Annotated in this window: 26 protein-coding genes; 16 read left to right on the forward strand and 10 right to left on the reverse strand. The window is 67.1% G+C overall.

The features are described 5' to 3' along the window. The first annotated feature begins 112 nt into the window (after nucleotides 1-112). Together ACF66B_RS12840 and ACF66B_RS12845 are read left to right on the forward strand one after the other, a co-directional pair. Nucleotides 113-892: a sulfite exporter TauE/SafE family protein gene (locus ACF66B_RS12840; protein ID WP_111429299.1), complete on the forward strand. Its 780-nt coding sequence runs from the start codon at nucleotides 113-115 to the stop codon at nucleotides 890-892. 118 nt (nucleotides 893-1,010) lie between these two features. Continuing rightward, nucleotides 1,011-2,036 carry a GGDEF domain-containing protein gene (locus ACF66B_RS12845; RefSeq protein ID WP_111429298.1) on the forward strand — a complete coding sequence of 342 codons (1,026 nt, stop codon included), beginning with the start codon at nucleotides 1,011-1,013 and terminating at the stop codon, nucleotides 2,034-2,036. 67 nt (nucleotides 2,037-2,103) lie between these two features. Here the strand turns inward: ACF66B_RS12845 and ACF66B_RS12850 are convergent, their stop codons facing one another. Next, nucleotides 2,104-3,708 carry a phosphoenolpyruvate carboxykinase gene (locus tag ACF66B_RS12850; RefSeq protein ID WP_111429297.1) on the reverse strand — a complete coding sequence of 535 codons (1,605 nt, stop codon included), beginning with the start codon at nucleotides 3,706-3,708 and terminating at the stop codon, nucleotides 2,104-2,106. Between the two features lie 295 nt (nucleotides 3,709-4,003). Here ACF66B_RS12850 and ACF66B_RS12855 point away from each other — a divergent pair, with 295 nt between their 5' ends. Genes ACF66B_RS12855 through ACF66B_RS12875 form a run of 5 tightly spaced genes read left to right on the forward strand, consistent with a single transcriptional unit; the run spans nucleotide 4,004 to nucleotide 6,522 of the window. Then, nucleotides 4,004-4,423 (forward strand): serine kinase, encoded by a 420-nt coding sequence (locus ACF66B_RS12855; protein WP_111429527.1) that lies wholly within the window; start codon nucleotides 4,004-4,006, stop codon nucleotides 4,421-4,423. Between the two features lie 35 nt (nucleotides 4,424-4,458). Next, a complete protein-coding gene (gene rapZ / locus ACF66B_RS12860; protein WP_111429296.1) occupies nucleotides 4,459-5,382 on the forward strand; it encodes an RNase adapter RapZ in 924 nt (307 codons plus the stop codon). Then, entirely contained in the window at nucleotides 5,379-5,792 is a 414-nt protein-coding gene (locus ACF66B_RS12865; protein WP_111429295.1) for a PTS fructose transporter subunit IIA, read from the forward strand. Before rapZ ends, ACF66B_RS12865 begins: the two co-directional genes overlap by 4 nt. Nucleotides 5,793-5,830: 38 nt before the next feature. Further along, nucleotides 5,831-6,097, forward strand: a complete 267-nt coding sequence (locus tag ACF66B_RS12870) for an HPr family phosphocarrier protein (RefSeq protein ID WP_111429294.1) — start codon at nucleotides 5,831-5,833, stop codon at nucleotides 6,095-6,097. 53 nt (nucleotides 6,098-6,150) lie between these two features. After that, the gene (locus tag ACF66B_RS12875) at nucleotides 6,151-6,522 is read left to right on the forward strand and encodes a hypothetical protein (RefSeq protein ID WP_111429293.1); all 372 of its coding nucleotides are present in this window, start codon (nucleotides 6,151-6,153) and stop codon (nucleotides 6,520-6,522) included. Here the strand turns inward: ACF66B_RS12875 and ung are convergent. The 3 genes from ung to ACF66B_RS12890 are packed head-to-tail and all read right to left on the reverse strand — an operon-like array spanning nucleotide 6,519 to nucleotide 9,273. Beyond that, nucleotides 6,519-7,181, reverse strand: coding sequence for a uracil-DNA glycosylase (gene ung / locus ACF66B_RS12880; protein ID WP_111429292.1), 663 nt, complete (start codon nucleotides 7,179-7,181; stop codon nucleotides 6,519-6,521). The genes ACF66B_RS12875 and ung overlap by 4 nt on opposite strands. Nucleotides 7,182-7,185: 4 nt before the next feature. Then, complete coding sequence (gene leuB, locus ACF66B_RS12885) at nucleotides 7,186-8,292, reverse strand: 3-isopropylmalate dehydrogenase (protein WP_111429291.1); 1,107 nt, start codon at nucleotides 8,290-8,292, stop codon at nucleotides 7,186-7,188. A gap of 57 nt (nucleotides 8,293-8,349) precedes the next feature. Further along, complete coding sequence (locus ACF66B_RS12890; RefSeq protein ID WP_111429290.1) at nucleotides 8,350-9,273, reverse strand: LysR family transcriptional regulator; 924 nt, start codon at nucleotides 9,271-9,273, stop codon at nucleotides 8,350-8,352. A 139-nt stretch (nucleotides 9,274-9,412) separates the two neighbouring features. Between ACF66B_RS12890 and ACF66B_RS12895 the strand changes: the two genes are divergently transcribed. After that, entirely contained in the window at nucleotides 9,413-10,006 is a 594-nt protein-coding gene (locus ACF66B_RS12895) for a glutathione S-transferase (protein WP_111429289.1), read from the forward strand. Between the two features lie 9 nt (nucleotides 10,007-10,015). Continuing rightward, nucleotides 10,016-10,411: a VOC family protein gene (locus ACF66B_RS12900; RefSeq protein ID WP_111429288.1), complete on the forward strand. Its 396-nt coding sequence runs from the start codon at nucleotides 10,016-10,018 to the stop codon at nucleotides 10,409-10,411. A gap of 8 nt (nucleotides 10,412-10,419) precedes the next feature. Here ACF66B_RS12900 and ACF66B_RS12905 read toward each other — a convergent pair whose 3' ends face one another. The 3 genes from ACF66B_RS12905 to ACF66B_RS12915 form a co-directional block, all read right to left on the reverse strand. Next, nucleotides 10,420-11,595: an endonuclease/exonuclease/phosphatase family protein gene (locus ACF66B_RS12905; RefSeq protein WP_111429287.1), complete on the reverse strand. Its 1,176-nt coding sequence runs from the start codon at nucleotides 11,593-11,595 to the stop codon at nucleotides 10,420-10,422. A gap of 35 nt (nucleotides 11,596-11,630) precedes the next feature. Continuing rightward, on the reverse strand, nucleotides 11,631-12,245 hold the full coding sequence (gene leuD / locus ACF66B_RS12910; RefSeq protein WP_111429286.1) for a 3-isopropylmalate dehydratase small subunit: 615 nt from the start codon (nucleotides 12,243-12,245) through the stop codon (nucleotides 11,631-11,633). Nucleotides 12,246-12,314: 69 nt separating this feature from the next. After that, nucleotides 12,315-12,905, reverse strand: a complete 591-nt coding sequence (locus ACF66B_RS12915) for a YdcF family protein (RefSeq protein WP_111429285.1) — start codon at nucleotides 12,903-12,905, stop codon at nucleotides 12,315-12,317. Nucleotides 12,906-13,671: 766 nt separating this feature from the next. Between ACF66B_RS12915 and ACF66B_RS12920 the strand changes: the two genes are divergently transcribed. Beyond that, on the forward strand, nucleotides 13,672-15,642 hold the full coding sequence (locus tag ACF66B_RS12920; RefSeq protein WP_162683210.1) for a tetratricopeptide repeat protein: 1,971 nt from the start codon (nucleotides 13,672-13,674) through the stop codon (nucleotides 15,640-15,642). A gap of 100 nt (nucleotides 15,643-15,742) precedes the next feature. Then, complete coding sequence (locus ACF66B_RS12925; RefSeq protein WP_111429283.1) at nucleotides 15,743-16,285, forward strand: dihydrofolate reductase family protein; 543 nt, start codon at nucleotides 15,743-15,745, stop codon at nucleotides 16,283-16,285. Nucleotides 16,286-16,350: 65 nt separating this feature from the next. Here the strand turns inward: ACF66B_RS12925 and leuC are convergent, their stop codons facing one another. Next, the gene (gene leuC / locus ACF66B_RS12930) at nucleotides 16,351-17,769 is read right to left on the reverse strand and encodes a 3-isopropylmalate dehydratase large subunit (protein ID WP_111429282.1); all 1,419 of its coding nucleotides are present in this window, start codon (nucleotides 17,767-17,769) and stop codon (nucleotides 16,351-16,353) included. Nucleotides 17,770-18,105: 336 nt separating this feature from the next. On the opposite strand from leuC, the gene ACF66B_RS12935 reads away from it, so the two are divergent. Both ACF66B_RS12935 and ACF66B_RS12940 read left to right on the forward strand, forming a co-directional pair. After that, on the forward strand, nucleotides 18,106-18,921 hold the full coding sequence (locus ACF66B_RS12935) for a methyltransferase domain-containing protein (protein ID WP_162683209.1): 816 nt from the start codon (nucleotides 18,106-18,108) through the stop codon (nucleotides 18,919-18,921). Nucleotides 18,922-19,033: 112 nt separating this feature from the next. Beyond that, nucleotides 19,034-19,459: a universal stress protein gene (locus ACF66B_RS12940; protein ID WP_111429280.1), complete on the forward strand. Its 426-nt coding sequence runs from the start codon at nucleotides 19,034-19,036 to the stop codon at nucleotides 19,457-19,459. Nucleotides 19,460-19,478: 19 nt separating this feature from the next. On the opposite strand, the gene ACF66B_RS12945 is transcribed toward ACF66B_RS12940, so the two are convergent. Then, entirely contained in the window at nucleotides 19,479-19,685 is a 207-nt protein-coding gene (locus ACF66B_RS12945; RefSeq protein ID WP_111429279.1) for a hypothetical protein, read from the reverse strand. Between the two features lie 305 nt (nucleotides 19,686-19,990). Continuing rightward, complete coding sequence (locus tag ACF66B_RS12950) at nucleotides 19,991-20,998, reverse strand: asparaginase (RefSeq protein ID WP_111429278.1); 1,008 nt, start codon at nucleotides 20,996-20,998, stop codon at nucleotides 19,991-19,993. 325 nt (nucleotides 20,999-21,323) lie between these two features. Here ACF66B_RS12950 and ACF66B_RS12955 point away from each other — a divergent pair, with 325 nt between their 5' ends. From ACF66B_RS12955 to ACF66B_RS12965, 3 genes are all read left to right on the forward strand, one after another. Beyond that, the gene (locus ACF66B_RS12955; RefSeq protein WP_392662839.1) at nucleotides 21,324-21,854 is read left to right on the forward strand and encodes an invasion associated locus B family protein; all 531 of its coding nucleotides are present in this window, start codon (nucleotides 21,324-21,326) and stop codon (nucleotides 21,852-21,854) included. A gap of 88 nt (nucleotides 21,855-21,942) precedes the next feature. Next, nucleotides 21,943-23,106, forward strand: a complete 1,164-nt coding sequence (gene rlmN / locus ACF66B_RS12960) for a 23S rRNA (adenine(2503)-C(2))-methyltransferase RlmN (protein WP_111429276.1) — start codon at nucleotides 21,943-21,945, stop codon at nucleotides 23,104-23,106. Then, nucleotides 23,103-23,612 carry a GNAT family N-acetyltransferase gene (locus tag ACF66B_RS12965; protein ID WP_111429275.1) on the forward strand — a complete coding sequence of 170 codons (510 nt, stop codon included), beginning with the start codon at nucleotides 23,103-23,105 and terminating at the stop codon, nucleotides 23,610-23,612. The genes rlmN and ACF66B_RS12965 overlap by 4 nt, the downstream gene beginning before the upstream one ends. Nucleotides 23,613-23,721 lie beyond the last annotated feature (109 nt).

The following is a 23,721-nucleotide window of genomic DNA, read 5'->3' on the forward strand; positions in this document are numbered from 1 at the left end:
ATCGGAAGATTATTAGCATCGCGCCACCGCAGCGCAATGTTGCAAAGCGGCGATTGCCGCACGATGCCGTCTCTGCGAAGAGTCCGGACAAAAGACGGCTGGAGGGACACGCATGACGGGGCTCGAGGGATTCATGGAGGCCCATGGCGGGCTTGCGCTCATCGGCGCAGTGGCGGCCCTTGCCGCGGGCGGCTTTACCAAGGGCGTCGTGGGCTTTGCCCTGCCGCTCATCGCGCTGAGCCTCATGGCCTCTTTCCTGCCCTTTCAGGTGGCGCTGGCGCTGCTGATCGTACCGACCCTGGCCTCGAACCTCGCACAGGCGCTGAGGAACGGGCCGCGCGCGGCCCTTGCGAGCCTCCTGCGGTTCTGGCGGCTCAACCTCGTGCTCGGCATCACGATTGCGCTCGCGGCCCAGTTGGTGGTGGCGCTGCCCGATGCCTTCTTCTTCGCGCTGCTCGGGGTCACGATCACCGCCTTCGGGGTCAGCCAGCTTCTCGGCTGGGCGCCGCACCTGCCCGAGCACCACGTCCGGCTGGTGGAGCTGGCGACCGGGCTGGTGGCGGGGTTCTTCGGCGGGATTTCCGGCGTCTGGGGGCCGCCCATCGTGATGTATCTGCTCTCGCGGCGGGTGCCGAAGGTCGAGATGGTGCGCAGCCAGTCGATCTCCTTCCTGCTGGGCTCGGTGGTGCTGATCGTGGCGCATCTCAAGTCTGGCGTGCTCAATCCGGTGACGTTGCCGGTCTCGATGCTGCTGGTCCTGCCGACGTTTGCCGCGATGCTGCTCGGCTATCGGGTGCAGGACCGGCTCGACCAGGAGCTGTTCCGGCGGGTGACGCTGGTGGTGCTCATGGTCGCGGGCCTCAACCTGCTGCGCCGCGCGCTCGGCGGCTGAACGACGCGCATTTCGGTCGAATTTGCCGCGCTTCCGCGGCGTCTCCTTGGCGAAAACTTAACGCTGGCGCGCCAGATTGACCGGGCTTGCGAAGCACGCATCGGGGGAGAGGGGAATCATGGCTCTGGATGGCCGGGAGGATTATCTGCGTCTGGCGGCGCTGCGCCGCTATGACATTCTGGACACGCCCGCGGAACCGGTTTTCGACCGCCTGGCCGAGCTGGCCGCAGGGTTCCTTGCGATGCCGGTGACGGTGGTCGCCTTCGTCGATGCCGACCGGGTCTGGGTCAAGGCGGCGCATGGCGCCGATGCGGTGCAGCTGGGCGATGCGGTGATGCGCGTCGCCGACGTGGTGACGCAGGACTGTCCGCGGCTCATTGCCGAACCCGATCCCGCCGGGGCGGCGGGGCTCAGGGTCGCGGTTGCGGCACCTCTCCTGACGCCCGAGGGGCATGCGATCGGGGTGATTGCCGGGATGGACCGCCGTTCGGTGCGCCTTACCGCGGCGCTCTGCGAGAAATTCACCCTCGCGGCGGGGGTGGTGATGGATCAGCTCGAGGCGCGGCGCCATGCGGGTGAGGCGGCACAGTTGCAGGCGGCGCTTTCGGAGGCCTGCCCCGGGCTCGAGCGGCCGGCGCGGCCCGATCCGCTGACCGGGCTTGCCTGTCGCACGGCGCTGATCGCCCAGGCGGGGCGGCTCATCATCCGGGCCAGGTCGGGCATCACCGGGGCGGCGATGATCCTGCTCGAGATCGACGGGCTGGAGGCGCTTGCGGCGGGGCGCGGGGAGGCGGCGGGCGAGGCGGTGATCCGCAGTGTCGCGCAGCAGCTCGCACGGTCCTGCCGCGCGCATGACGTGCTCGGGCGGCTCGATGGCGGGGTGTTTCTCGCGGTGTTCTCGGAGGTCACGCGGCACCAGGCGCTGGCGATTGCCCGGCGGCTGCGCGAAAGCGTCTCCGCCGCACGCCTTCCGCTGGCCGCGGAGGAGGAGTCTTCGGTCACGGTGAGCGCGGGGGTGCTGATGGTTCCGCCGGCGGATCTCGGGCCGTTCTGCTTCGAGGCGGCGCTCGCGGAGGTGCGGCACGCGCTCAGGATTGCAAAGGCGGAGGGTGGCGACCGGGCGGTCGTGACGTTCGCCGGATAGTGCGGGCGAGGGGAGTGGGAAAGCCCCCACCGGCCAAGCGGCCGATGGGGGCGAGGTCTTGTCAGGCTCAGGCGGCCTTGAGCGCCGCGGCGATCACGTCGGCGCCGACATAGGGCTCGTACTGGGCGAAGTTCTCGGAGAACATCGAGACGAGCTTGGCGGCCTGCGCGTCGTAGGCGGCCTTGTCGGCCCATGTGGCGCGGGGATCGAGCAGCTCCGTGTCGACGTCATGGACGGCGACCGGAACCTCGAAGCCGAAGTTCGGATCGACGCGGAACTCGGCCTTGGCGAGCGAGCCGTCGAGCGCGGCGGTCAGCAGCGCGCGGGTGGCCTTGATCGGCATGCGGCGGCCGGTGCCGTAGGCGCCGCCGGACCAGCCGGTGTTGACCAGCCAGCAGGTCGCGCCGTGTTCGGCGATCTTGTCGCGCAGCAGCGCGCCGTATGCCTCGGGGCGGCGGGGCATGAAGGGGGCGCCGAAGCAGGTCGAGAAGGTCGGCTGCGGTTCGGTGATGCCGCGCTCGGTGCCGGCCACCTTGGAGGTGAAGCCCGAGAGGAAGTGATACATCGCCTGTGCCGGCGAGAGCTTCGCGATCGGAGGCAGAACCCCGAAGGCGTCGCAGGTCAGCATGATGATGTTCTTCGGGATGCCGCCCATCGCCGTGTCGGAGGCGTTGGAAATCGCGTGCAGCGGATAGGCGCAGCGCATGTTGGCGGTCAGGCTGTCGTCGTCGTAGTCGAGCTGGAAGGTCACCGGGTCGTAGACCATGTTCTCGACCACGGTCGCGAACTGGGTGGTGGTGGCGAAGATTTCCGGCTCGGCTTCGGCGGAGAGGTTGATGGTCTTCGCGTAGCAGCCGCCTTCGAAGTTGAAGGCGCCGGTGTCGGACCAGCCGTGCTCGTCATCGCCGATCAGGATCCGGTTCGGGTCGGCCGACAGCGTGGTCTTGCCGGTGCCGGAAAGGCCGAAGAAGATCGCGACGTCATCGGCATCGCCACGGGCGTGGTTGGCCGAGCAGTGCATCGGCATCACGTTCTTTTCGGGCAGCAGGAAGTTCATGATCGAGAAGATCGACTTCTTGTTCTCGCCCGCATAGGCGGTGCCGCCGATCAGGACGAGCTTCTGCTCGAAGGAGATCGCGATGACGGTCTCGGTGCGGCAGCCGTGCTTGGCCGGGTCGGCCTTGAAGCTCGGGCAGTTGAGCACGGTGAATTCCGGCACGAAGGTCGCGAGCTCGGAGAGCTCCGGACGGCGCAGCAGGTGACGGATGAAGAGGCCGTGCCAGGCAAGCTCGGTGATCATGCGCACGTTGAGCCGATAGGTCGGATCGGCGCCGGCGTAGAGATCCTCGACGAAGAGCTCGTCACCCTTGATGTGCTCGAGCATGTCGGCCTTGAGGGCTGCGAAGCTCTCCGGGGCCATGGGGGTGTTGTTTTCCCACCAGACCTTGTCCTCGACGGAGGGTTCGCGGACAACGAACTTGTCCTTGGGCGAGCGGCCGGTGTGCTTGCCGGTGGAGACGAGCATCGCGCCCCCGCGGCCGAGCTCACCTTCGCCGCGGCGGACGGCTTCCGTCACGAGGGCCGGTTCGAGCAGATTGTAGTGCACCTTGGAGACGCCGGGAAATCCCGTTGCTTCGAGCGTCATCTCCGGGTTGACCATCGTCGTTGCCATTGTGTCTCCCAACTCCTGATATGTCTGTCGTCAGCACCGCTACCGGGATGACCTGCCGCAAAAATGCTACGACCGTCCCGCACGTGCGAGGGCATCGGCTGGGAGGCTCTATAGCACGTCCGCGCGACGTTGCGCTTTGATCCAGATCTCCCTTGTTACGCGGGCGTAAAAAAAAGGTGAAAAAAATGTTGGCTGATGTTGATCTTGATGTTCGTTTTCTTTCGGTAAGCGAAAAATAGAATAGGAGGCTTGCAAAAATGTGGGGAGGGCGGGGCGACTCGTGGAGGCGGTGGCCATGATCGTGCACGCGAGTGCGGTTTCGCTGGGCGGGCGCGGGGTGCTGATCCTCGGGCGATCGGGGGCGGGAAAATCCGGGCTCGCGCTGCGCCTGATCGCGCTCGGCGCGCAGCTTGTGTCGGATGACCGGGTAATGCTCGAACCCCACGGGGCGGACGGGCTCGCGGCGCGGGCGCCTGCGACGATCCGGGGTCTTATCGAGGCGCGCGGCGTCGGGATCCTGCGGCTCGATCCGGTCGAGCCGGTGCCTCTGGTGGTGGGTGTCGATCTCGACACGGCGCCTGAGGCACGCCTGCCACAACCAGGGCGTATCCGCCTCCTGGAACGGGAGCTTGAATTGATTTCTGGACGAGGTGTGGCAAATATTGAGGCTGTGTTGACCATTCTGATGCAGGGTGGGACCAGAGTTCCCGTCTGAGCCTCAGGTGGGCGCATCGAAATGGCAGGTGCAAGGTGTCCGAGCAGCGCGGCTCCGAGCAAGAGCGCGAACAGGAGATAGTCGTCGTCACCGGACCCGCGGGATCCGGACGCTCGACCGCGATCGGTGCGCTCGAGGATCTCGGCTTCGAGGCAATCGACAACCTGCCCATCTCGCTGCTTCCGCGGCTCTTCAGTGGGCCGCCGCTCACGCGGCCCGTGGTCGTGGGAATCGATCCGCGCAATCGCGACTTCTCCGTTGCCGGGGTGCTCGAGACCATCGAGGCCGTGGCGCGGGAGACCAGCACGAAACCGGTTCTGGCGTTTCTCGACTGCGATGCGCAGACGCTGCTGCGGCGCTACAACGAGACGCGGCGGCGGCATCCGCTCAGCCCGAGTGGGTCTCCGCGTGTGGGGATCGAGCGGGAAATCGCGCTGCTGGCCCCCCTGCGCGAGCGGGCGGATGTGCTCATCGACACGGCGGGCCTCACCCCGCATGAGCTCCGTGCCGAGATTGGCCGGCTCTTCGGCGAGGGCGCGGCGGGCGGCGAGCTTGTGGTGGGACTCGAGTCCTTCTCCTACAAGCGCGGCACTCCGCGCAGCAGCGACATGGTGATCGACGTTCGCTTCCTGCGCAATCCGCACTGGGATGCCGAGCTGCGACCACGGGATGGCCGCGACGAAGCGGTGCAGGCCTTCGTCAAGGCCGACCCGGCCTTCGGGCCGTTCTACGACAAACTGACCGACCTTCTGCGCTTCCTGCTTCCCGCTTACAGCGCGGAAGGCAAAAGCTATTTCAGCCTCGGGATCGGGTGTACCGGCGGGCGTCACCGTTCGGTGACACTGGTGGAAAGCCTCGCGAAAACGCTTGCACAGGACGGATGGCGGGTGTCTACTCGCCACAGGGACCTGGAGCGTGCGACGCCCGCGGCACCAGGGAGTGGAGTGGGTACGGCGTGATTGGAATCGTGATCGTCGCGCACGGAGGACTTGCCCGGGAATATCTGGCCGCGATGGAGCATGTGGTTGGAAAGCATCCTGGAACAATCGCTGTGCCGATCGGACCAGAAGATACCGCTCTCACCAAGCAGACGGAGATCGACGAAGCTGTTCGTTCGGTCGATGAAGGCGATGGTGTGGTGGTCGTGACCGACATGTTCGGTGGCACGCCGTCCAATCTTGCCGTGTCTGCCTGCAAGCGCGCGAGCCATCGCGTGCTCTACGGCGTCAACATGCCGCTTCTCATCAAGCTCGCCAAAGCCCGCCACCTCGCGCTGGACGATGCGGTGGCTTGCGCCTTGACCGCGGGCCGGAAATACATCAACAGCCTCGACGGTTTCGGACAAGACAAGACGCCCCTCGCGCTCTGAGCGCGACAGACGGGCGCAAGGCCCGCGGGGATGGCGACATGCATTTCAGACTCGATATCATAAACGACAAGGGGCTCCATGCCCGGGCCTCGGCGAAGTTCGTCGAGACGGTGGAGCGTTTCGACGCCCGGGTGACGGTGCGCCGCGATGGCATGGAGGTTTCGGGCGACTCGATCATGGGCCTGATGATGCTCGCGGCCTCCTATGGCACCCATATCGACGTGGAGACCTCGGGCGCAGAGGAAGAGGCGGTGGCGGAGGCGCTGAAGGCGCTCGTCGCCGGGCGGTTCGGCGAAAAGTCGTAGCGCGCAATTTCGTGATTTCCGCGGTGGCGGAGCGTCGTGCAAGGCTCCGCGCCATGTTCAGGACCCTGCTTCTCGTGCCCTTTCTTTTCGGTTCCGCCGCGCTGGCGGAGGAGCCGCGTGTGGTCGATGTGACGGCGAGGGATTCGGGCGGCGGGCTCTGGCGCTTCGATGTCACCGTGGCCCATGCCGATGAGGGCTGGGAGCATTACGCCGATGCCTGGGAGATCGCCACGCCGGACGGGCTGGTGCTTGGCACCCGCAGGCTCGCGCATCCGCATGTCTCGGAGCAGCCGTTCACCCGCTCGTTGCGCGGCGTGGTGGTGCCGGAGCAGGTGACGCTGGTGCGGGTGCGCGCCCATGACAGCGTGCATGGCTGGGGCGCGCCGGTCGAAATCACGCTGCCGCGCGAGGCGCCGGAGACTTAAGGCAGGCGCCAGTCGATCCGGCCTGCGCCTTCGGCGGCGAGCCAGTCGTTGGCCTTCGAGAAATGCCGGCAGCCGAAGAAGCCGCGGCGGGCAGAGAGCGGCGAGGGATGCGCGGCGGTGAGCACCAGATGGCGGCCCGGGCCGATCAGCGCGGTCTTCGCCTCCGCCGATTTTCCCCAGAGCAGGAAGGCGACCGGCTGCGGCAGGTCCGCTACGGTGCGGATGATGCCGTCGGTCACCTTCTGCCAGCCCCAGCGGGCGTGGGAATTGGCATCGCCGAGGCGCACGCTCAACACGGTGTTGAGGAGCAGCACGCCCTGCCGCGCCCAGCTTTCGAGATTTCCATGCGCTGCGGGGGCAAGGCCGAGATCGGTTTCCATTTCGCGGAAGATGTTGCGAAGCGACCGGGGGGGCGCGACGCCGGGCCGGACCGAGAAGCAGAGCCCGTCGGCATGGCCGGGGGTCGGATAGGGATCCTGGCCGAGGATCACCGCCCGCACGGCGGCGGGCGGAACGAGATCGAGGGCGCGGAAGAGCCGTTCGGGCGCAGGGGCGGTGTCGGGTGTCACCGCGGCCCGTTCGGCGAGGCGCACGAGGTCGTCCCAGACCCCATGCGCGGCGAGCGCGGGCCGCCAGGCTTCGGGAAGTTTGGCGGCCATTGCCTTAGAGCGAGGCGTCGAGAGCCGCGACGATCGCGTCGCCCATTTCCGCCGTGGAGATCGGCGAACCGCCCTCGGGGCCGAGCAGGTCGGCGGTGCGGGCGCCGTCGGCCAGCACTTTCTCGACGGCGGCCTCGAGGCGGGCGGCCTCGTCGCCCTCGTCGAAGGAATAGCGCAGCGCCATGGCGAAGGAGAGGACGCAAGCGATCGGGTTCGCCTTGCCCTCGCCCGCGATATCGGGGGCGGAGCCGTGGACGGGTTCGTAGAGTGCCTTCGGGCGGCCGTTGGCCATCGGCGCGCCGAGCGAGGCCGAGGGCAGCATGCCGAGCGAGCCGGTGAGCATCGCGGCGGCGTCGGAGAGGAGGTCGCCGAAGAGGTTGTCGGTGACGATCACGTCAAACTGCTTGGGCCAGCGGCAGAGCTGCATGGCGCCCGCATCGGCATACATGTGCGACAGCGCGATGTCGCCGTAATCGGCGTCGTGAACCTTCTGGACCACCTCGCGCCAGAGCACGCCCGATTCCATTACGTTGGCCTTCTCCATCGAGCAGACCTTGCCGTTGCGGCGGCGCGCCAGCTCGAAGGCGACACGGGCAACGCGGTCGATCTCGCTTTCGGTGTAGCGCTGGGTGTTGATGCCGACGCGCTCGTTGCCCTCGGTAAAGATGCCGCGGGGCTCGCCGAAGTAGATGCCGGATGTGAGTTCGCGGACGATCATGATGTCGAGACCCGCCACCACGTCGCGCTTGAGCGAGGAAAAGTCGGCCAGCGCGTCGAAGCACTGCGCCGGGCGAAGGTTGGCGAAGAGGTCCATTTCCTTGCGGAGCCGGAGCAGGCCGCGCTCGGGTTTCACCGAGAAGTCGAGACCGTCATACTGCGGGCCGCCGACGGCGCCGAGCAGCACGGCATCCGCCTCCTGGGCACGGGCCATGGCCGCATCGGTCAGCGGCGTGCCGTGGACATCGTAGGAAGACCCACCCACGAGATCTTCCTCGACCGTGAAGGAGAGGCCGCGATTCGCGCCGTACCAGTCGATGATCTTTCGCACTTCGGCCATCACCTCGGGGCCGATGCCGTCGCCGGGCAGGATCAGAAGGGTGGGGCTGGTCATGGGGCATCCTCGCGCGCTCGGAAATCGGCCCCGCGGTAAACGCTCCGCCGGGGGGCGTCAAGCTGGCGCGCCTGCCACGGCGGCCCCGGCGAGGCGGGCGCGCAGTGCATCGGCGGCGAAACGGTTGAAGGCGCGCACCCGCGGATTGCCGATCCGCGAGGGCCAGCGCACGAGATGCACCGGCACGGGCGTATCCTCGAATGCATCGAGCAGGGTGACGAGCCGGCCTGCGGCGAGGGCTGCGCCGGCCTGGTAGGAGAGCACCCGCGTGAGGCCGAGCCCGGCCTCGGCGGCGGCGACCGCGGCCTCGGCGGAATTGACCTGGAGCCGGGGCGTGAGGCGGATGGTTTCGCGGCCATGCGCCCGGCTGGAGAAACTCCAGCGCTGGTGGCCGAGCGGGCCCGAGAAGCTCACCAGGTCGTGGCTGGCGATGTCGGCGGGGGACGCGGGGCGGCCGCGCGTGGCGACGTAACCGGGGGACGCACACGTCACCACGCGCAGATCACCGACATGCAGCGCGAGATGACCCGAATCCGGCAGGTCGCCGAGGCGGATCGCGACGTCGATGCCATGCTCGATCAGATCGCGCCGTTCGTCATGAAGCTCGAGCCGGGCCTCGACGCCCGGATGGCGCTGGAGGAAGGCGGCGAGGACGGGGAGGACGTGGAGCCGGCCGAAGGCCACCGGCGCGGCGATGGCGATCCGGCCGGTGAGCTCGCCGCCTTCGGCGCGGATCCGGGCCTCGGCGCTCTCGAGATCGTCGAGAAGCAGGCGGCAGGTGACGAGGTAATCTTCGCCCTGGGGGGTGAGCGCGAGCCGGCGGGTCGAGCGGATGACCAGCGGGCAGCCGAGATGGGCCTCGAGCTGGCCGAGGAGGCGGCTGATGTTGGTCAGTGGCTCGTCGAGCGCGCGGGCCGCTCCCGAGAGACTGCCGGCGTCGGCCACCGCCACGAAGGTGCGCATCGCGCGCAGGCGGTCCATGCAGATCCTCCGCGAGATCCTTCCGGAAACCGGAAAGGTGATTGCTGGAATAGCCATATAGCGGAAGGAGCGGTGACAAGGGAAGATCCGCCGGCGCTGCGCCACTGGGCTGCGCGGCGGATCAGACCGGGAGTATTCCGTGAAGCTCTATGACCTCGACCTGTCCGGCAACTGCTACAAGATCCGGCTCTTTCTGTCGCTCATCGGCCAGGAGTGCGAGATCGTGCCGGTGGACTTCCTCGGCGGCGCCCACCGGCAGCCGCCGCTCAGCGCGATGAACCCGTTTCTCGAGATCCCGATCCTCGTCGATGGCGAGCTGATCTTGCGCGACTCGCAGGCGATCCTCGTCTACCTCGCGCGGAAATACGGCGGCGAGGGCTGGCTGCCGACGGAGCCCGGGGCGCTGGCGCAGGTGATGGAATGGCTGATGGCGGCGGAAAACGAGATCGCCCGCGGCCCCAACGATGCCCGGCTGCATGTGAAGTTCGGCGTGCCGCTCGATCACGAACTCGCGCTCGTCCGCACGGCGCGTATTCTCGATCTGCTCGAGGCGCGGCTGGCACGGCGCGATTGGCTCGCGCTCGGCCGCCCGACGATCGCCGACATCGCCTGCTTCCCCTATGTGGCGCTCGGACACGAGGGGCACGCGCCGGTGGGTGCGCGGGCGCATGTCACGGACTGGATCAACCGGATCAAGGCGCTGCCGAACTTCATCGGCATGCCGGGGCTCTGAGGTAAGGCGATGGCATTCCTGGTGAAATCCTACGAGCATGTTGGCATACGCGTAACCGATCGCGATGCGGCGCGGGCGTTTTACGGCAAGTTCGGCTGGCGCGAGGTGGTGGATCTGCCGGAACATGCGGCGAACGAGATGGTGAACGGCGCCGGGGTCTATATCAACCTGATCTTCAACGGCGTGAAGAGGGCGGGCAACGTGCTCCAGGACGAGCCGCTGCGCTATCCCGGGGTAACCCATGCCGCCTTCGTCGTCGAGGACATGGACGATCTGATGGCGATGCTCGAGCGCGAGGGCATTCCGATCACCACCGGGCCGGTGGTCTATTCCGACCGCCGAAAGGTCATCTTCATCCGCGACCCGGACGACAACGTTCTGGAGTTCAACGAGATCCTAGCCTGACCGGGCGCTCAGGGCAGTGCCACATCGATCCAGACCAGACGATGGGCGGAGGCGGCTTCGGCTTCCTCCGCCAGCGGCGCGCCGGGCGCAGGCCAGAAGACCCCGGCGCCGGTGACGGTGAGCGCGGCGTCGGGCAGGACGTAATCGACGCGAAGGTTGCCCGGGCCCCCTTCGTCGCGCCAGTCGGCCGTGTCGAGGGCGGGCGGGGTCCGGTGGCGCGTATTCGCGCCCTTCTGCCGTGCTGCGGCGCGCTTCCCACCTTCCGAGGCCGGCCTCACATCCTGGAGGCGACCTGATTCGAGCAGGGCCGCAATGCCATCCAGCAGTCCTGCTCCATCGCGCGGGTCCTTGTTGAGATTGCCGAGCACGATGATGGGGGCCTCCGGCGGCCCGGCGGTGCGGCCCTGATCGTCGGGGAAGGCGGTGCCGCCAAGATAGGTGGCCCAGAAGCGGATCTCGTCGCGGTTGCGCAGACGGTTTGCCCCTTCAGGCCCGTCGAAGAGCGGCGGCGTCGGGTTCGAGGCCAGGAGGTGCAGCGTGCCGCCGCCGGGCAGGCGGACGGGAAGATCCCAATGCGCTTTCGAGGAGAGCCGGAGCTCTGCCGCCGCCTCCGGGGTGGGCCAGGGGTTGCCGTCGGGATGCCCGGGCATCTCCGCACCCGGAAGATCGCGCCAGCGGAGCATGGTGAAGCTGCGGAAGGCCCCGGTCTCGAACGGCAGACGCGAGAGGGCCGCCATCCCGCCATGGCCGGGAAACTTGCCCCAGCCCCAGCCGTCGGCCCACCCCATGCCCATGCCGTCGCCATCGAGATCGAGCCCGGAGGGCTCGCCCGCATTGACCGGGGCGGTGAAACGATAGGGGTAGTCGATGCCGCCGGGGCCTTCGGCGAGGCGCCGGGCGAAGGCTGCGAGCGCGCGGCCCTTCGGGTCGCTGTCGAATCCGGTGAGCAGGAGGATGTCGGGCCGGGTCTCGCGGATTACCGCGAGCGCGCCCGCAATGGCGGCATCGGGTTCGCCGCCGAGATCGCGCAGGAGCAGGCCCGCGCCGTCCCGTGTGAGGCCCGCCTCATATGTGGCGATGCGGAGGGTCTCGGCGGCGGCGGCGCTGGCGAAGAGGCTCAGCACAAGCGCGGCACAGAGCGTGCGCAGGGTGCGGGCCGGGGATTGCGGGGTGCCGAGGAGCATGGCGGCACGCTCGCGCCGCCATGGTTAAGGCGTGGTTAACCGGCCTTGAGCCACGGGGTGCGGGCTTCCATTCCGGCTTCGAAGCTGTCGATTTTCTCCGCCTTCACCAGCGTGAGCCCGATATCGTCGAGGCCGTTCAGCAGGCAGTGCTTGCGGAACGGATCGACCTCGAAGGCGATTGAGCCGCCGTCGGGGCCGGAGATGACCTGGTTTTCAAGATCGACGGTGATCTTCGCATTCGAGCCGCGCTCGGCGTCGTCCATCAGCTTGTCGACTTCTTCCTGCGGCAGGACGATGGGCAGGATGCCGTTCTTGAAGCAGTTGTTGTAGAAGATGTCGGCGAAGGAGGGCGCGATCACGCAGCGGATACCGAAATCGAGGAGCGCCCAGGGCGCATGCTCGCGGGAGGAGCCGCAGCCGAAGTTCTCGCCCGCGACGAGGATCTGCGCGTCGCGATAGGCAGGCTTGTTGAGCACGAAATCCGGGATCTCGTTGCCCTCCCCATCAAAGCGCATCTCGTCAAAGAGATTCTTGCCGAGGCCGGAGCGCTTGATCGTCTTGAGGAACTGCTTGGGGATGATCATGTCGGTGTCGACATTAATGAGCGGCAGCGGCGCCGCGGTGCCCGTGAGCTTCGTGAACTTTTCCATGGCCGGCTTCTCCATCATCTGGCGGGCCATAAATCATGGAAGCCGCCGCCGTGCAAGATTGCGCCCCGTTCAGAGCAGCGTGCAGGTCGCGGGATCGATCTCGGCGATGATGTTTCGCGCGAGATAGGGTTCGATCCGGGCCATTTCGCCGCGGATGAGCGAGATGAACTCGGGGTGACGGTGCCAGTCGGCGCGGCCGATGCCGTACGATTCGACGGTGACGAGCATCTTCTCTATGCCGGGCCAGTAACGCTCCAGCGTCATGAGATAGCGCCGCGAGGTGTGGAACTGACCGACGGCGATCACCGATCGGATGCGTGCGAGGCCGATCTCGCGTTCGAGGATCGGCAGCGACAGCATGACGTTCTCGCCCGAATGTCGCGCCTCCGTCTCGATGAGGATCGCGCCTGCGGGTATCCCTTCAGCGATCATTCGGCGCCGGAGCGTGACGGCTTCGGGTTCATCGCCGCCGGGCGTATTGCCACCCGAGACGATCACCCGCGGGAAGAGGCCCGCGCGCCAGAGCCGGGCGGTCTCGGCCGCAAAGGCGGCCTCGCCCGCGCGTGCGCCGAAGACGAAGCAGAGGTCGGCGCGGCGAATCGGAGTGCGCACCAGAAGGTAGGATTCGATCAGCCGGATCTCTTCTTCTGTAAGTTGCATGGAGTTCCGCTACCTGCGCGTGATCTGCAGGGTGCCCTTCATCTAGTATGGTTAATGCATCTTTTTCAGACAGCCTCCCCCTGCCTAGCGCGCACGCAGCTTTCGACAAGGGAGGGTTTGTCGTATATTTTGCTTTCATTGGAGAAGACGTGTTCTTGGACATCTTATGTTGGGGACCGGTGGCGTCGATGACCTCTTGCCTGCGCCCGGAACTGGCGGGGTATTGGCTGGGCACCAGGGGAGCTGACCGGGAATTCGCCCGGAATTGCTGCGTCTTGTTCCGAGTATGACAACGCCCATCCCGCCTCGCGGGGTGCGGAGCTCTTCGGGGCGGCTGCCAGTGCGAGCCGTCAGCGGACCGGGGCACGGTGTGCGGCCCGGTCCTTTTGGGTGAATTTGCGGCAGGCCGGTTTGGGGGTCGGATCTGTCGTCGCTGGCTGCGGGCGCAGGGGTGCGCTCGCGGCTCGGAACGGGATCGGAAGCTTGCGTCCGGACCCGTTGCCGGAATGTGGTGTGCGTAGCGGGGGATCAGGTGCAAGGGAACACGACAAGTGCCTTGGAGCAGGCGGGGGCCCGCGTTTCGCGGGCCGTGCTGTCTGCATCGAATCCGGGTGTCCTGCCTGCACTGCATGCGGGTGCGTGTCTCTCGGCTGCAGAGGCCGAGAGCTTCATTTCTCCGGAACGAGCCACTGGCCTCAAGGCGCGTCTGCGGCGGCTCGATCGGAGACTCGCGCGCCTTGCTGACGAAAATGAGGCCTATATCGGTGTGCTGCGCTCCGTGGTCGCGGCGTTCAACGCGGCCGATCACGAGGTGCTGACGGTCGCGCTTTCGCGGCTGGAGGCGCTCGTTGCGGGGGATGGCAGGGGTGCGCGCGACATCGCCGCTGTTCTCGGCGCGCAGGCGACGTTGCTCTCTCCCTTCAATCCGCGGGTGGCGGAGCCGCTGCTTGCCCGTTCCGCTGCGCTGGCGCGGAGCGATGCCTGGTCCTGGATTGATTGCGGTCTGGCGCGTATCGAGACGGGAGCCCTGTCCGAAGCGGCCTCCGCGCTCGAGATGGCCCGGGTCGTGGCTCGCGATGCGTCTTCGCGCCGCCCGCTGGCGCCGGCGGCCGCCTCCATCGCGCTGGGAGATCTGCGCATGGTGACCGCCGATCTCGAAGGGGCACTCGATGCCTACGAGGTGGCGGTGAGGTTGCTCCGCCGCGCTGCTTCCGGGTCCGACCGGGATCCGGAGATCTATGCCGCGCTCGCGTCGGGGTTCGAGCGGATCGCGGATGCCTGCCAGCAGCTCGATCTCAATGAGAAGGCCTGCGACGCGCTTGCCCAGGCGATTGCGATCCTGCGGGGCATGAGGGCGCGTGGTGAGGCGGGCGCCGACACCGCGCGCGATCTCGCCATGGCGCTTATGAAATTCGGCGATGCGCGCAGTGTGCGCGGCGATCTGCAGGAGGCTTCGCGCGCCTATTCGGAAAGCCTGACCATCATCCGCGACTTGATCTGCGACGAACCCGACCGCTCGGGCTTGCTGCGCGATCATTCGGTGGCGCTCGCCAGGGTTGGCGACATGGCAATCGCGCGCGGGGATACCGCTGCCGCGCTGACAGCACACGAGTGCAGTGTCACGATCCGGCGCGAACTTGTGCTGCGCTATCCGGACGAGGCCTGTCTCGCGCGCGATCTCTCCATCGGCCTCAATCGCGTCGGCGATGTTCACGTCGCGCAGGGTGCGCTGGCCGCGGGGCTCGACGCCTTCGAGGAAGGGCTCGCGCTCGTGCGCGGCCTGTCGCGCAGGGCGCCGCAGAATGCGGGGTTCATTCGCGATGTGACCGTGAGCCTCGAGCGGATCGGAGATGTGCAGAGCCTGCGCCGCCACCGGCCCGGGGCGCTTGCCGCGTATCGTGAATGCCTCCGGCTGCGTCGGGCGCTGGTGGAGCGGGACGACAGCCATTCGGGGCATCTCCGCGATCTGGCGCTGGCGCTCGGCAAGATCGGCGACATGCAGATCCTTGACGGCGATCTCATCGATGCTCTCTCCACGCATTACGAGGCCCTGGCGCTTCAGGGCCGCCTCGTCGAGCGGGAGCCGGAGAACGTGGGCTGGGCGCGCGATGTCTCGGTGAGCCTCGATCGGATCGGTGACATAAATTACCGGCTCAGCAATCCGGGCGCGGCGCTTGACGCGTACGAGCAGGGCCTCGGCATTGCCCGCGGCCTTCTCGAGATGGATGCGCAGAGCGCGATGTTGGCGCGGGATCTCGCGATCAGCCTCAACCGGGTGGGCGACATGCGGCTGGAGCTCGGAAATCTCGCGGGGGCGCTCGAGGCCTTCGAGGAGGGGTTGCGCATCCGGCGCGATCTCGCCGCCTCGGATCCCGATGGCGAGGACTGGCTGCGCGATGTCGCGGTCAGTCTCGAGCGGATCGGCGATGTCTGCCTGGCGCTCGAGGATGGGCGGGACGCGCTCGATGCCTTCGAGGAGAGCCTCGAGATCCGTCGCGAACTTGCGAGCCGGCAACCCGAGGATGCGCAGCGGAGCCGGGACGTCTGGGTCTGCTGCTGGAAGGCTGCGGAGGCCGATACGGCGAATGCGCGGGCCCGCTGGGCCGAGGTCGTTGGCCGGCTCGAGGAGCTGCGCGCGCTTCAGGAGCTGCGCGGGCCCGATATCCGCTTCCTCGAGGTGGCGAGCGAGAACCTTGCCGGGCTGCGGGTCACGCCGCTGCCGCCGCGGCTGCGCTGAGTCCGCCGCCGCGGTGACGCTTTCGGGCCGCGATCGCGCCTTCGCACCCACCCTGTTTGCGGGCCTTCCGCGCCAGGGGCTGATCCCATAGGGTCGGGGAATGGGCGGATCGGTCATTTGGCATGTCGCGACGTCTCTGGACGGCTATATCGCCGCTCCGGATGGAGATGTCGGCTGGGTCTTCGGACACGATTTTCCGGGACGGGAGGCCGAGACGACGCCCGGCCGGATCGGGGCCATCATCGCGGGACGCGTCTGGCATGACGAATGCGCGGCGCGGGACTGGGACGTTGTGGTGCCCTATCACGGCCGGTGGTCCGGCCCGATCTTCGTGCTGACTCACAGGCCGCCGGATGCGAGCCCGTTGCCGGTGACGTTCCTGACGGCGGACATCAATCTGGCGATCCGCACCGCCCGTGACGCGGCCTGCGGCAAGGATGTGGGGCTTTTCGGGGCGGATATTCCGCGTCAGGCGCTCGAGGCAGGGCTGCTCGACGAGATCATCGTGCACATCGTTCCGATCCTGCTCGGAGGCGGACGTCGGCTCTGTGCGCGCGACGGGCCGCCGATCCGGCTGGTCAACACTCAGGACAAAGACCACGCCGCGGCGACACTGGCGCTGCGGCCGGAAGGAAAGCGATAGCCCGCGGGCTCAGGCCGCCGTTGCCCGGGAGAGGGTCGAAGGACCCCTCGCGGGGCCCTAAGGCATCACATCAGCTCGCGCACGTCCGTCAGGCGGCCGGTGACCGCCGCCGCTGCCGCCATGGCGGGCGAGAGCAGATGGGTGCGGCCGCCGCGGCCCTGACGGCCCTCGAAGTTGCGGTTCGAGGTCGAGGCACAGCGCTCGCCGGGGGCGAGCTGGTCGGGGTTCATCGCGAGGCACATGGAGCAGCCGGCCATGCGCCACTCGAAGCCTGCATCGATGAGCTTCTGGGCGATGCCTTCCTCTTCGGCCTGGGCACGGACGAGGCCCGAGCCGGGCACGACCATGGCGCGCAGACCTTCCTTGACCTTGCGGCCCTCCATGACCTTCGCGACCTCGCGCAGATCCTCGATGCGGCCGTTGGTGCAGGAACCGATGAAGACCGTGTCGATCTCGATGTCCGAGAGCTTGGTGCCGGGAGTGAGCCCCATGTATTCGAGCGAGCGGCGCGCGGCGTCGACCTTGCCACCCTTGAAGTCTTCGGGGGACGGCACGACGCCGGTGATCGGCAGCACGTCCTCGGGGCTGGTCCCCCAAGTGACGACGGGCGCGATCTCCGATGCCTCGAGCTCGATGATCTTGTCGTAGTGCGCGCCGGGATCGGAGAAGAGCGTCTTCCAGTAGGCGAGCGCCATCTCCCAGTTGCCACCCTTGGGCGCATGCGCCCGGCCCTTCACATACTCAAAGGTCTTTTCGTCCGGCGCGATGAGGCCCGCGCGGGCGCCGCCCTCGATCGCCATGTTGCAGACGGTCATGCGGCCTTCCATGGAGAGTTCGCTGATCGCCTGGCCGGCGTATTCGATCACGTAGCCGGTGCCGCCGGCGGTGCCGGTCCTGCCGATGATCGAGAGGGTGATGTCCTTGGCGGTGACGCCCGTCGGGAGAGAGCCGTTGACCTTCACGAGCAGGTTCTTCGACTTCTTCTGAATCAATGTCTGGGTCGCGAGCACATGCTCGACCTCGGAGGTGCCGATCCCGTGTGCCAGCGCGCCGAAGGCGCCGTGGGTCGCGGTGTGGCTGTCGCCGCAGACGATGGTCATGCCGGGCTGGGTCCAGCCCTGCTCCGGCCCGATGATATGTACGATGCCCTGGCGGATGTCATCGACGCCGTAATATTCGATGCCCGCTTCCTCGGCGTTCTTCTGGAGCGCCTCGACCTGGATGCGGCTTTCCTCGTTGGCGATGCCCTTGGTGCGGTCCGGCGTGGTGGGGACATTGTGGTCCGGCACGGCGACGGTCTTGCCCGGCGCGCGCACCTTGCGGCCGGCCATGCGCAGGCCCTCGAAGGCCTGGGGGCTCGTCACCTCGTGGACGAGATGGCGGTCGATGTAGAGCAGGCAGGTGCCATCTTCGGCTTCATCAACCAGATGGGCATCCCAGATCTTGTCGTAGAGGGTCTTGGGGGTCGTGTTGGCTGCGGACATGATTTCCTCCCGCACGTGGCTCATGAACGAACGAAGGGCGCGTTTCTAGCGCACTCGGGCCGAGGCCCGTAGCTGCAGGCGCCGCCCGTGGAACCGCCAGGGCAGCCGTGCATGATCGTCCATGTCGAACATCCGTGTCATCCGGCGCTCTCTATCCGCAATCGGTGCGGCGAGCAAGGCGCGCCGGGGGCGCCGCGGCCCCCGCCAGAGCAGGTTTATCGGCGCGCGCCAGGGCAGCACCAAGCGGCGGCTGGGCGATTGCGCCAGCTTTCGGCCGGCGATCGTGCTAAGCTGAAGCGTGGGGTATGGCCCCCCTGGCCGTGGAGGGGCGGGGCGATGCAGGATCACTATCTTCTGGGTCGAAGCTCGCGGGAGCTCGTGCGGCTGGAACGGCAGGCCGCACTCATCGAGGCCGAGACCGAGGCCCTGTTCCGGCGGGCGGGTATCGGGCGTGGTGATTCCGTGCTCGAGATCGGCAGCGGCGCCGGGGATGTCGCCATGCTCCTAGGGCGTCTCGTCGGGCCGGCCGGCGCGGTCCTCGGGGTCGAGCGCGCGGCGGACTCGGCGGCGCTCGCGGCGGCCCGGATCGCCGCCGTCGGTGACCTCGCGGTGCAGATCGAGGTGGCGGACCTGAATACTTTCGTCCCGACAAAGCGATTCGATGCGCTCGTCGGGCGCTTCATTCTGCCCTATCTTGAGGATCCGGTCGGAACCTTGGCGCGCCTGATCGGCCATGTCCGGCCAGGCGGGGCGATTGCATTCATGGAGTTCGATGTAAGGCAGATCGGCAGTGCCCCGGAAGTGCCGCTTCTGAGCGAGATTGGCCGGTGGATCGTCGGCGCCTACGAATATCGGGGCGTGGCGCCAGGCCTCGGGTCGTCGCTTGGGGCGACCTTCCGCGCGGCGGGGCTGCCATGGCCGGAACTCGCGGCCTTTCAGAAGTCATCCTGCGGACCGGGCGGGATCATCTGGTATTTCGAACAACTGGTACGCACGCTTGCGCCGGAGATTGTCGCCGCAGGTCTCGCGACCGAGGCCGAGATCGCTGCCGCGTTGCGGGACGGGCGGCTCGAGGCAGAGGGCATCGCACGCGGCGCGACGTTCTATGGGCCGCGCTGGGTGTCTGGCTGGACGCACGTCCCGTCCGGGTAGTAGCCTGCGGGTCCGGGTGGAGGCGGCTTGCGACAAACCGTCCGTCCCGGGCCACAAAGTCGCCTGCCGCCGCTTGAAGGGGGCAGGCGGAAAAGACTGGAAGGAGAGGAAGATGTATCGCCGGATCATGGTGCCCGTGGACCTTGAACATGCGGAAAAGCTCGGCAAGGCTATCGCAACCGCCGCCGATCTCGCGAAGATCTACGGCTCGGAGATATCCTTCGTCGGAGTTGCCGGTTCGGCGCCGAGCCGTGTCGCCCACACCTATCAGGAGTATTGCCAGAAGCTTAATGCCTTTGCTGCGGTGGAGGCCTCACGCCTCGGGGTCGCGATCGCCGCGGACCCGATCGAGGATCATGACGTCGCGGTGGATCTCGACGCGCGGCTCCTCCGCGAGGCCGGGAGGATCGGGGCCGATCTCATCGTGATGGCATCCCATATGCCGGGCCGCCTGTCGTTCCTCGGGGGATCGAACGCCGGCTACGTCGCGCAGCACGCGGCGATCTCGGTGATGATTGTCCGGGGCGGGGCGGCCTGAAGCCGCGCCTGCGCCACGCTTACGCGTCGCGCTTGTTCGGGTCAGCCCAGCCGCAGCTCCAGCGGTCTACGCGGTAGCCGGGATGTTGCTCGGTCCACTCGGCGAGTTGGGCTTGCGCGGTGGTCATGCAGCCCATGAGGCCGATATCGGGCAGGCTAAGGATCTGGCGCTCTCCGCAGGCCCCGGATCCGGATGCGAGGCAGGCGATGAAGATTAGCTCGATCATGAAGACTCCTGGGTACTCGGCGCGCGTGGCGCGTGGGAACAAGGGTCGTCTGTGTCGGGCGTGCTGGAAAAACCGCGACGAAGGTCTGCATGCCGCCGCGGCGCATGCCGCTTGACATCTTGATGCTATCGCGAATCGGGATTTTGATTTGTTGCTAAATCAGCAATGATCGGCGTTATTGCGGCCTTTGTGCGGATTTCGTGCAGAAATCGCGCCATCCGATCAGTCCATGAGCAGATTTGTTCGCGGGTGCAGCATGAATCCGGGGCCCGAGCGGGCCCCGGTGTGCTGCGAGCGGGCTGAGTTCAGAGGCGGGCGCCACCCTGCCAGAAGGCCTCCGCCGGAGCGATCTTGCCAACGCTCGCGCCTACCCGGTTCTCAATGGGCGGGGAGAGGCGGCGCAGTACGGCCGGGTCGGCGGCATCGACCACGCCGAGGCGGGCAAGAATCGCGGCGATCGCGCATTCCGAGCCGCGGGTGCCGCCATCCTCGATCTTGAGCGCGACGCCAAGGCCCTGCTCGGGCAGGATGGCGGTGAAAAGCGCTTCCGCGCCGGTCTTGACCGTGACGCGGCGGCCGGCCGCTTCCATGAGTTCGGAGCAGGCCCGCCCTTCGCCCGCGACAAGAAGCGGATGGGCGAGCATTCCGCCAACGAGACGCCGCGCGGCATCTTCCCGCACTGCGCCAAGTCCGCGGGGATCGGCCATCCGCGCCATCGCCAACGCAAGGCCGTGCACGGTGGTGGCGAAATTCGGCGCCGCGCAGCCATCGATGCCGTAGCCAGGGCTTTCCATCCCGGTCATCTCCTCGAAGGCCGTGCGCACGGCGCGCTGCACCGGGTGCGACGGATCGACGTACTCGGGATCGCCGCCGAGCGCGCGATTGAGCATGAGAAAGCCCGCATGCTTGCCCGAACAGTTGTTGTGAAGCTGGCAGGGCGTTTCGTGCTGCTCGCGCAGCCGGTGGCGCTCCTCGGGATCATCGGGCACTTGCGGCCCGCAGCGCAGATCGGATTCGCTCAGGCCGAGCTCTTCGAGCCAGCGTGCGACCCGCTCCACATGCATCCGGGCGCCTTGATGCGAGGCACATGCGAGCGCGAGCTGCTCGGTAGAGAGGTGCCGGCCCGCCTGGCTTTCGACGAGGGGCAGTGCCTGGAGCATCTTGCAGGACGATCGGGGCAGGATCACCTCGTCGGGATCTCCCCAGGCCGCACGGATCTCACCCTTGGCATCGCAGACCACCGCGTGCCCCCGATGGATCGATTCCGCGAACTCGCCGCGCCACACTTCCGCCATCAGAACCGAGTCCGCCATCGTCCAACTCCCGTCGCAAAGGGCTCTCACCCGTATTAAGATTGTTTCCGGCCTTGGCTCTGCGGTCTCCGCAATCCATGGTTGCGCGCCCGCGATACGCCGGCCGGGTCAGTAAATGCGCCCATTAACAAGTCTCGGCAGCCCGAACGAGACAATTTTCATCGGTCACGGGCGAGTGAATGTCCGGCAAGGGGCTGGCAAAATCGGCACGGTCTGGGCTAGAGTGCGTCCGGCAAAGCCGAAAAAAGCTTGACCGCAGCGGCGCATGGCGGAAACCGCGCTTGTGCGGAACGAGCGAAGGTGAACGAGCAGGAGATACATGCAGATGATGCGTACGCCGTGGATCCCGACCGCGCTGATGATCGCGCTCGTCGGTGCCGGGCCCGTAGTGGCTCAGGGTTCCGAGCGGGTGGCGAGCCATACCGACTGGTCCGTCTTCGTCGCCCAGAGCCCGAAGGAATGCTACATCGTTTCGCCGCCGACGACATCCACAGCACGCCGCGATGGCAAGAGCGTCGATGTGCGCCGGGGCGATATTCGCCTCTTCGTCGCCTTCCGGCCAGGTGAGGGCGTGTCGAACGAGGTAAGCTTCACCGGCGGCTATCCCTTCGATTCGGGGACGCCCGTGAAGATCGAGATCGGTTCGAAGTCCTTCACCATGACGCCGGGATCGGGTGATGCCTCGGAATGGGCCTGGACCGATGCGACCGATGATTCGAGTGTTGTCGCGGCCATGCGTGGTGGCGCGGATGCAAAGATCACCGCGGTCTCCTCTCGCGGTACCACGACGATCGACAGCTTCTCGTTGATGGGCTTCACCGCCGCGGTGAACGACGCGGAAGCACGCTGCAAGTAATCCGCCCTCTGGCGGATTGCGCAGAAAATGCTATCTAGGGTGGGTCTGCCGCCCTTTTTGGTGTGCCCAGATCCCGGATGGAGAGCCCGTGCCTGCAACTGCACCGATCACTCAGGATGTTCTGACCCTGCCGCGTAAGCTGGCAGAGGCGGGCCTGCCCAATATCGTCGGGCTGACCCGCGACGCGCTGCGTGAAGCCCTGATCGCGGCTGGAACACCCGAGCGGCAGGCGAAGATGCGCGTTGGCCAGATCTGGAGCTGGATCTATCATCGGGGTGTTCAGGACTTCGCCGCGATGACCAATCTCTCGAAGGAGTATCGCGCGCTCCTCGCCCAGAACTTCTCGATTGGGCGCCCCGAGATCGTGACGCGACAGGTCTCCTCGGATGGCACGCGAAAGTACCTGCTGCGGATCGAAGGCGGGCACGAGGTCGAGGCCGTCTACATCCCCGATGATGATCGCGGCACGCTTTGCATCTCGAGCCAGGTGGGATGCACGCTCACCTGTTCCTTCTGCCATACCGGCACGCAGAAGCTGGTGCGCAACCTCACCGCGGCGGAGATTGTCGGGCAGATCCTCGTTGCGCGGGACGATCTCAGCGAATGGGGGCGGGAACCGGCCGCGAAACGCTTCATCACCAACATCGTGCTGATGGGGATGGGAGAGCCGCTCTACAACACCGACAATGTGCGTGATGCGATGCTGATCGCGATGGATGGCGACGGGATCGCGATCTCGCGCCGCCGTGTCACGCTCTCGACGTCCGGGATCGTGCCGGAGATTGCGCGTGTCGGTGCGGAAATCGGCTGTCTGCTGGCCATCTCGTTCCACGCGACCACGGACGAGGTGCGCGACAAGCTCGTGCCGATCAATCGCAAATACAAGATTGCCGAGCTGCTCGATGCCTGCCGCGCCTATCCGCGGCTGTCGAATTCCGAGAGGATCACGTTTGAATACGTGATGCTGAAGGGAGTGAACGATACGGATGCGGATGCGCGCCGGCTCGTGAAGCTGATCGCCGGCATTCCGGCGAAGATCAATCTCATCCCGTTCAATCCCTGGCCCGGTGCGCCCTACGAACGATCGGATGCCGATCGGATCACCGCCTTCGCGGATATCGTGAACCGTGCGGGGTATGCCTCGCCGGTGCGTACGCCGCGGGGCGAGGACATCATGGCAGCCTGCGGTCAGCTCAAGTCGGCGACCGAGCGTGCCCGGCGGCAGAAGACCGGGGCTCTGCCGCCCGCATGAGGGGGCCAGTCCTACGCGACGAACGGGCGGCCGATCGGTCCGCCATCGGTCATGTGATCGAGGCCGCATTCGCGGGTCATCCCCACAGCGACGGCAGCGAGGCCCGGATCGTGGAGGATCTGCGTGCGTCCGGCGCGCTCGCAGTGAGCCTGGTTGCGGTCGAGGGCGGGGAGATCGTCGGGCATGTCGCATTTTCCGCCGTGCAGATCGGCGCCGAGAGCCCGGGCTGGTTCGCGCTCGGTCCGCTTGCAGTCGTGCCGGAGCACCAAGGCGAGGGAATCGGCATCGCGCTGGTGAAGGCGGGCCTGGCGCGGCTCGTGGTGTCTGGTGCGCGGGGCTGCACTCTGGTTGGTGATCCGGGCTACTACGCACGCTTCGGCTTCGCGCATGATCCCGGGGTCACCTGCAGGGGCATTCCGCCTGAGTTCGTATTGATCCGCGCCTTCGAGAGGTCCGCTCCGGCCGGCGCGATCCGTCATCATCCGGCCTTCGGGCTTGATCCCTAAAATCGATCACATTTTGCGGCGTGGCGTGGCGCCTTTGCCACAGCATCTCGGCCTGCGCCGATTCTGTTTCGATTCGAGGCATTAGCCGTATATAAACCATGCCAGACAA

The sequence above is a fragment of the Amaricoccus sp. B4 genome (genome assembly GCF_043226085.1).
Lineage (GTDB): Bacteria > Pseudomonadota > Alphaproteobacteria > Rhodobacterales > Rhodobacteraceae > Amaricoccus.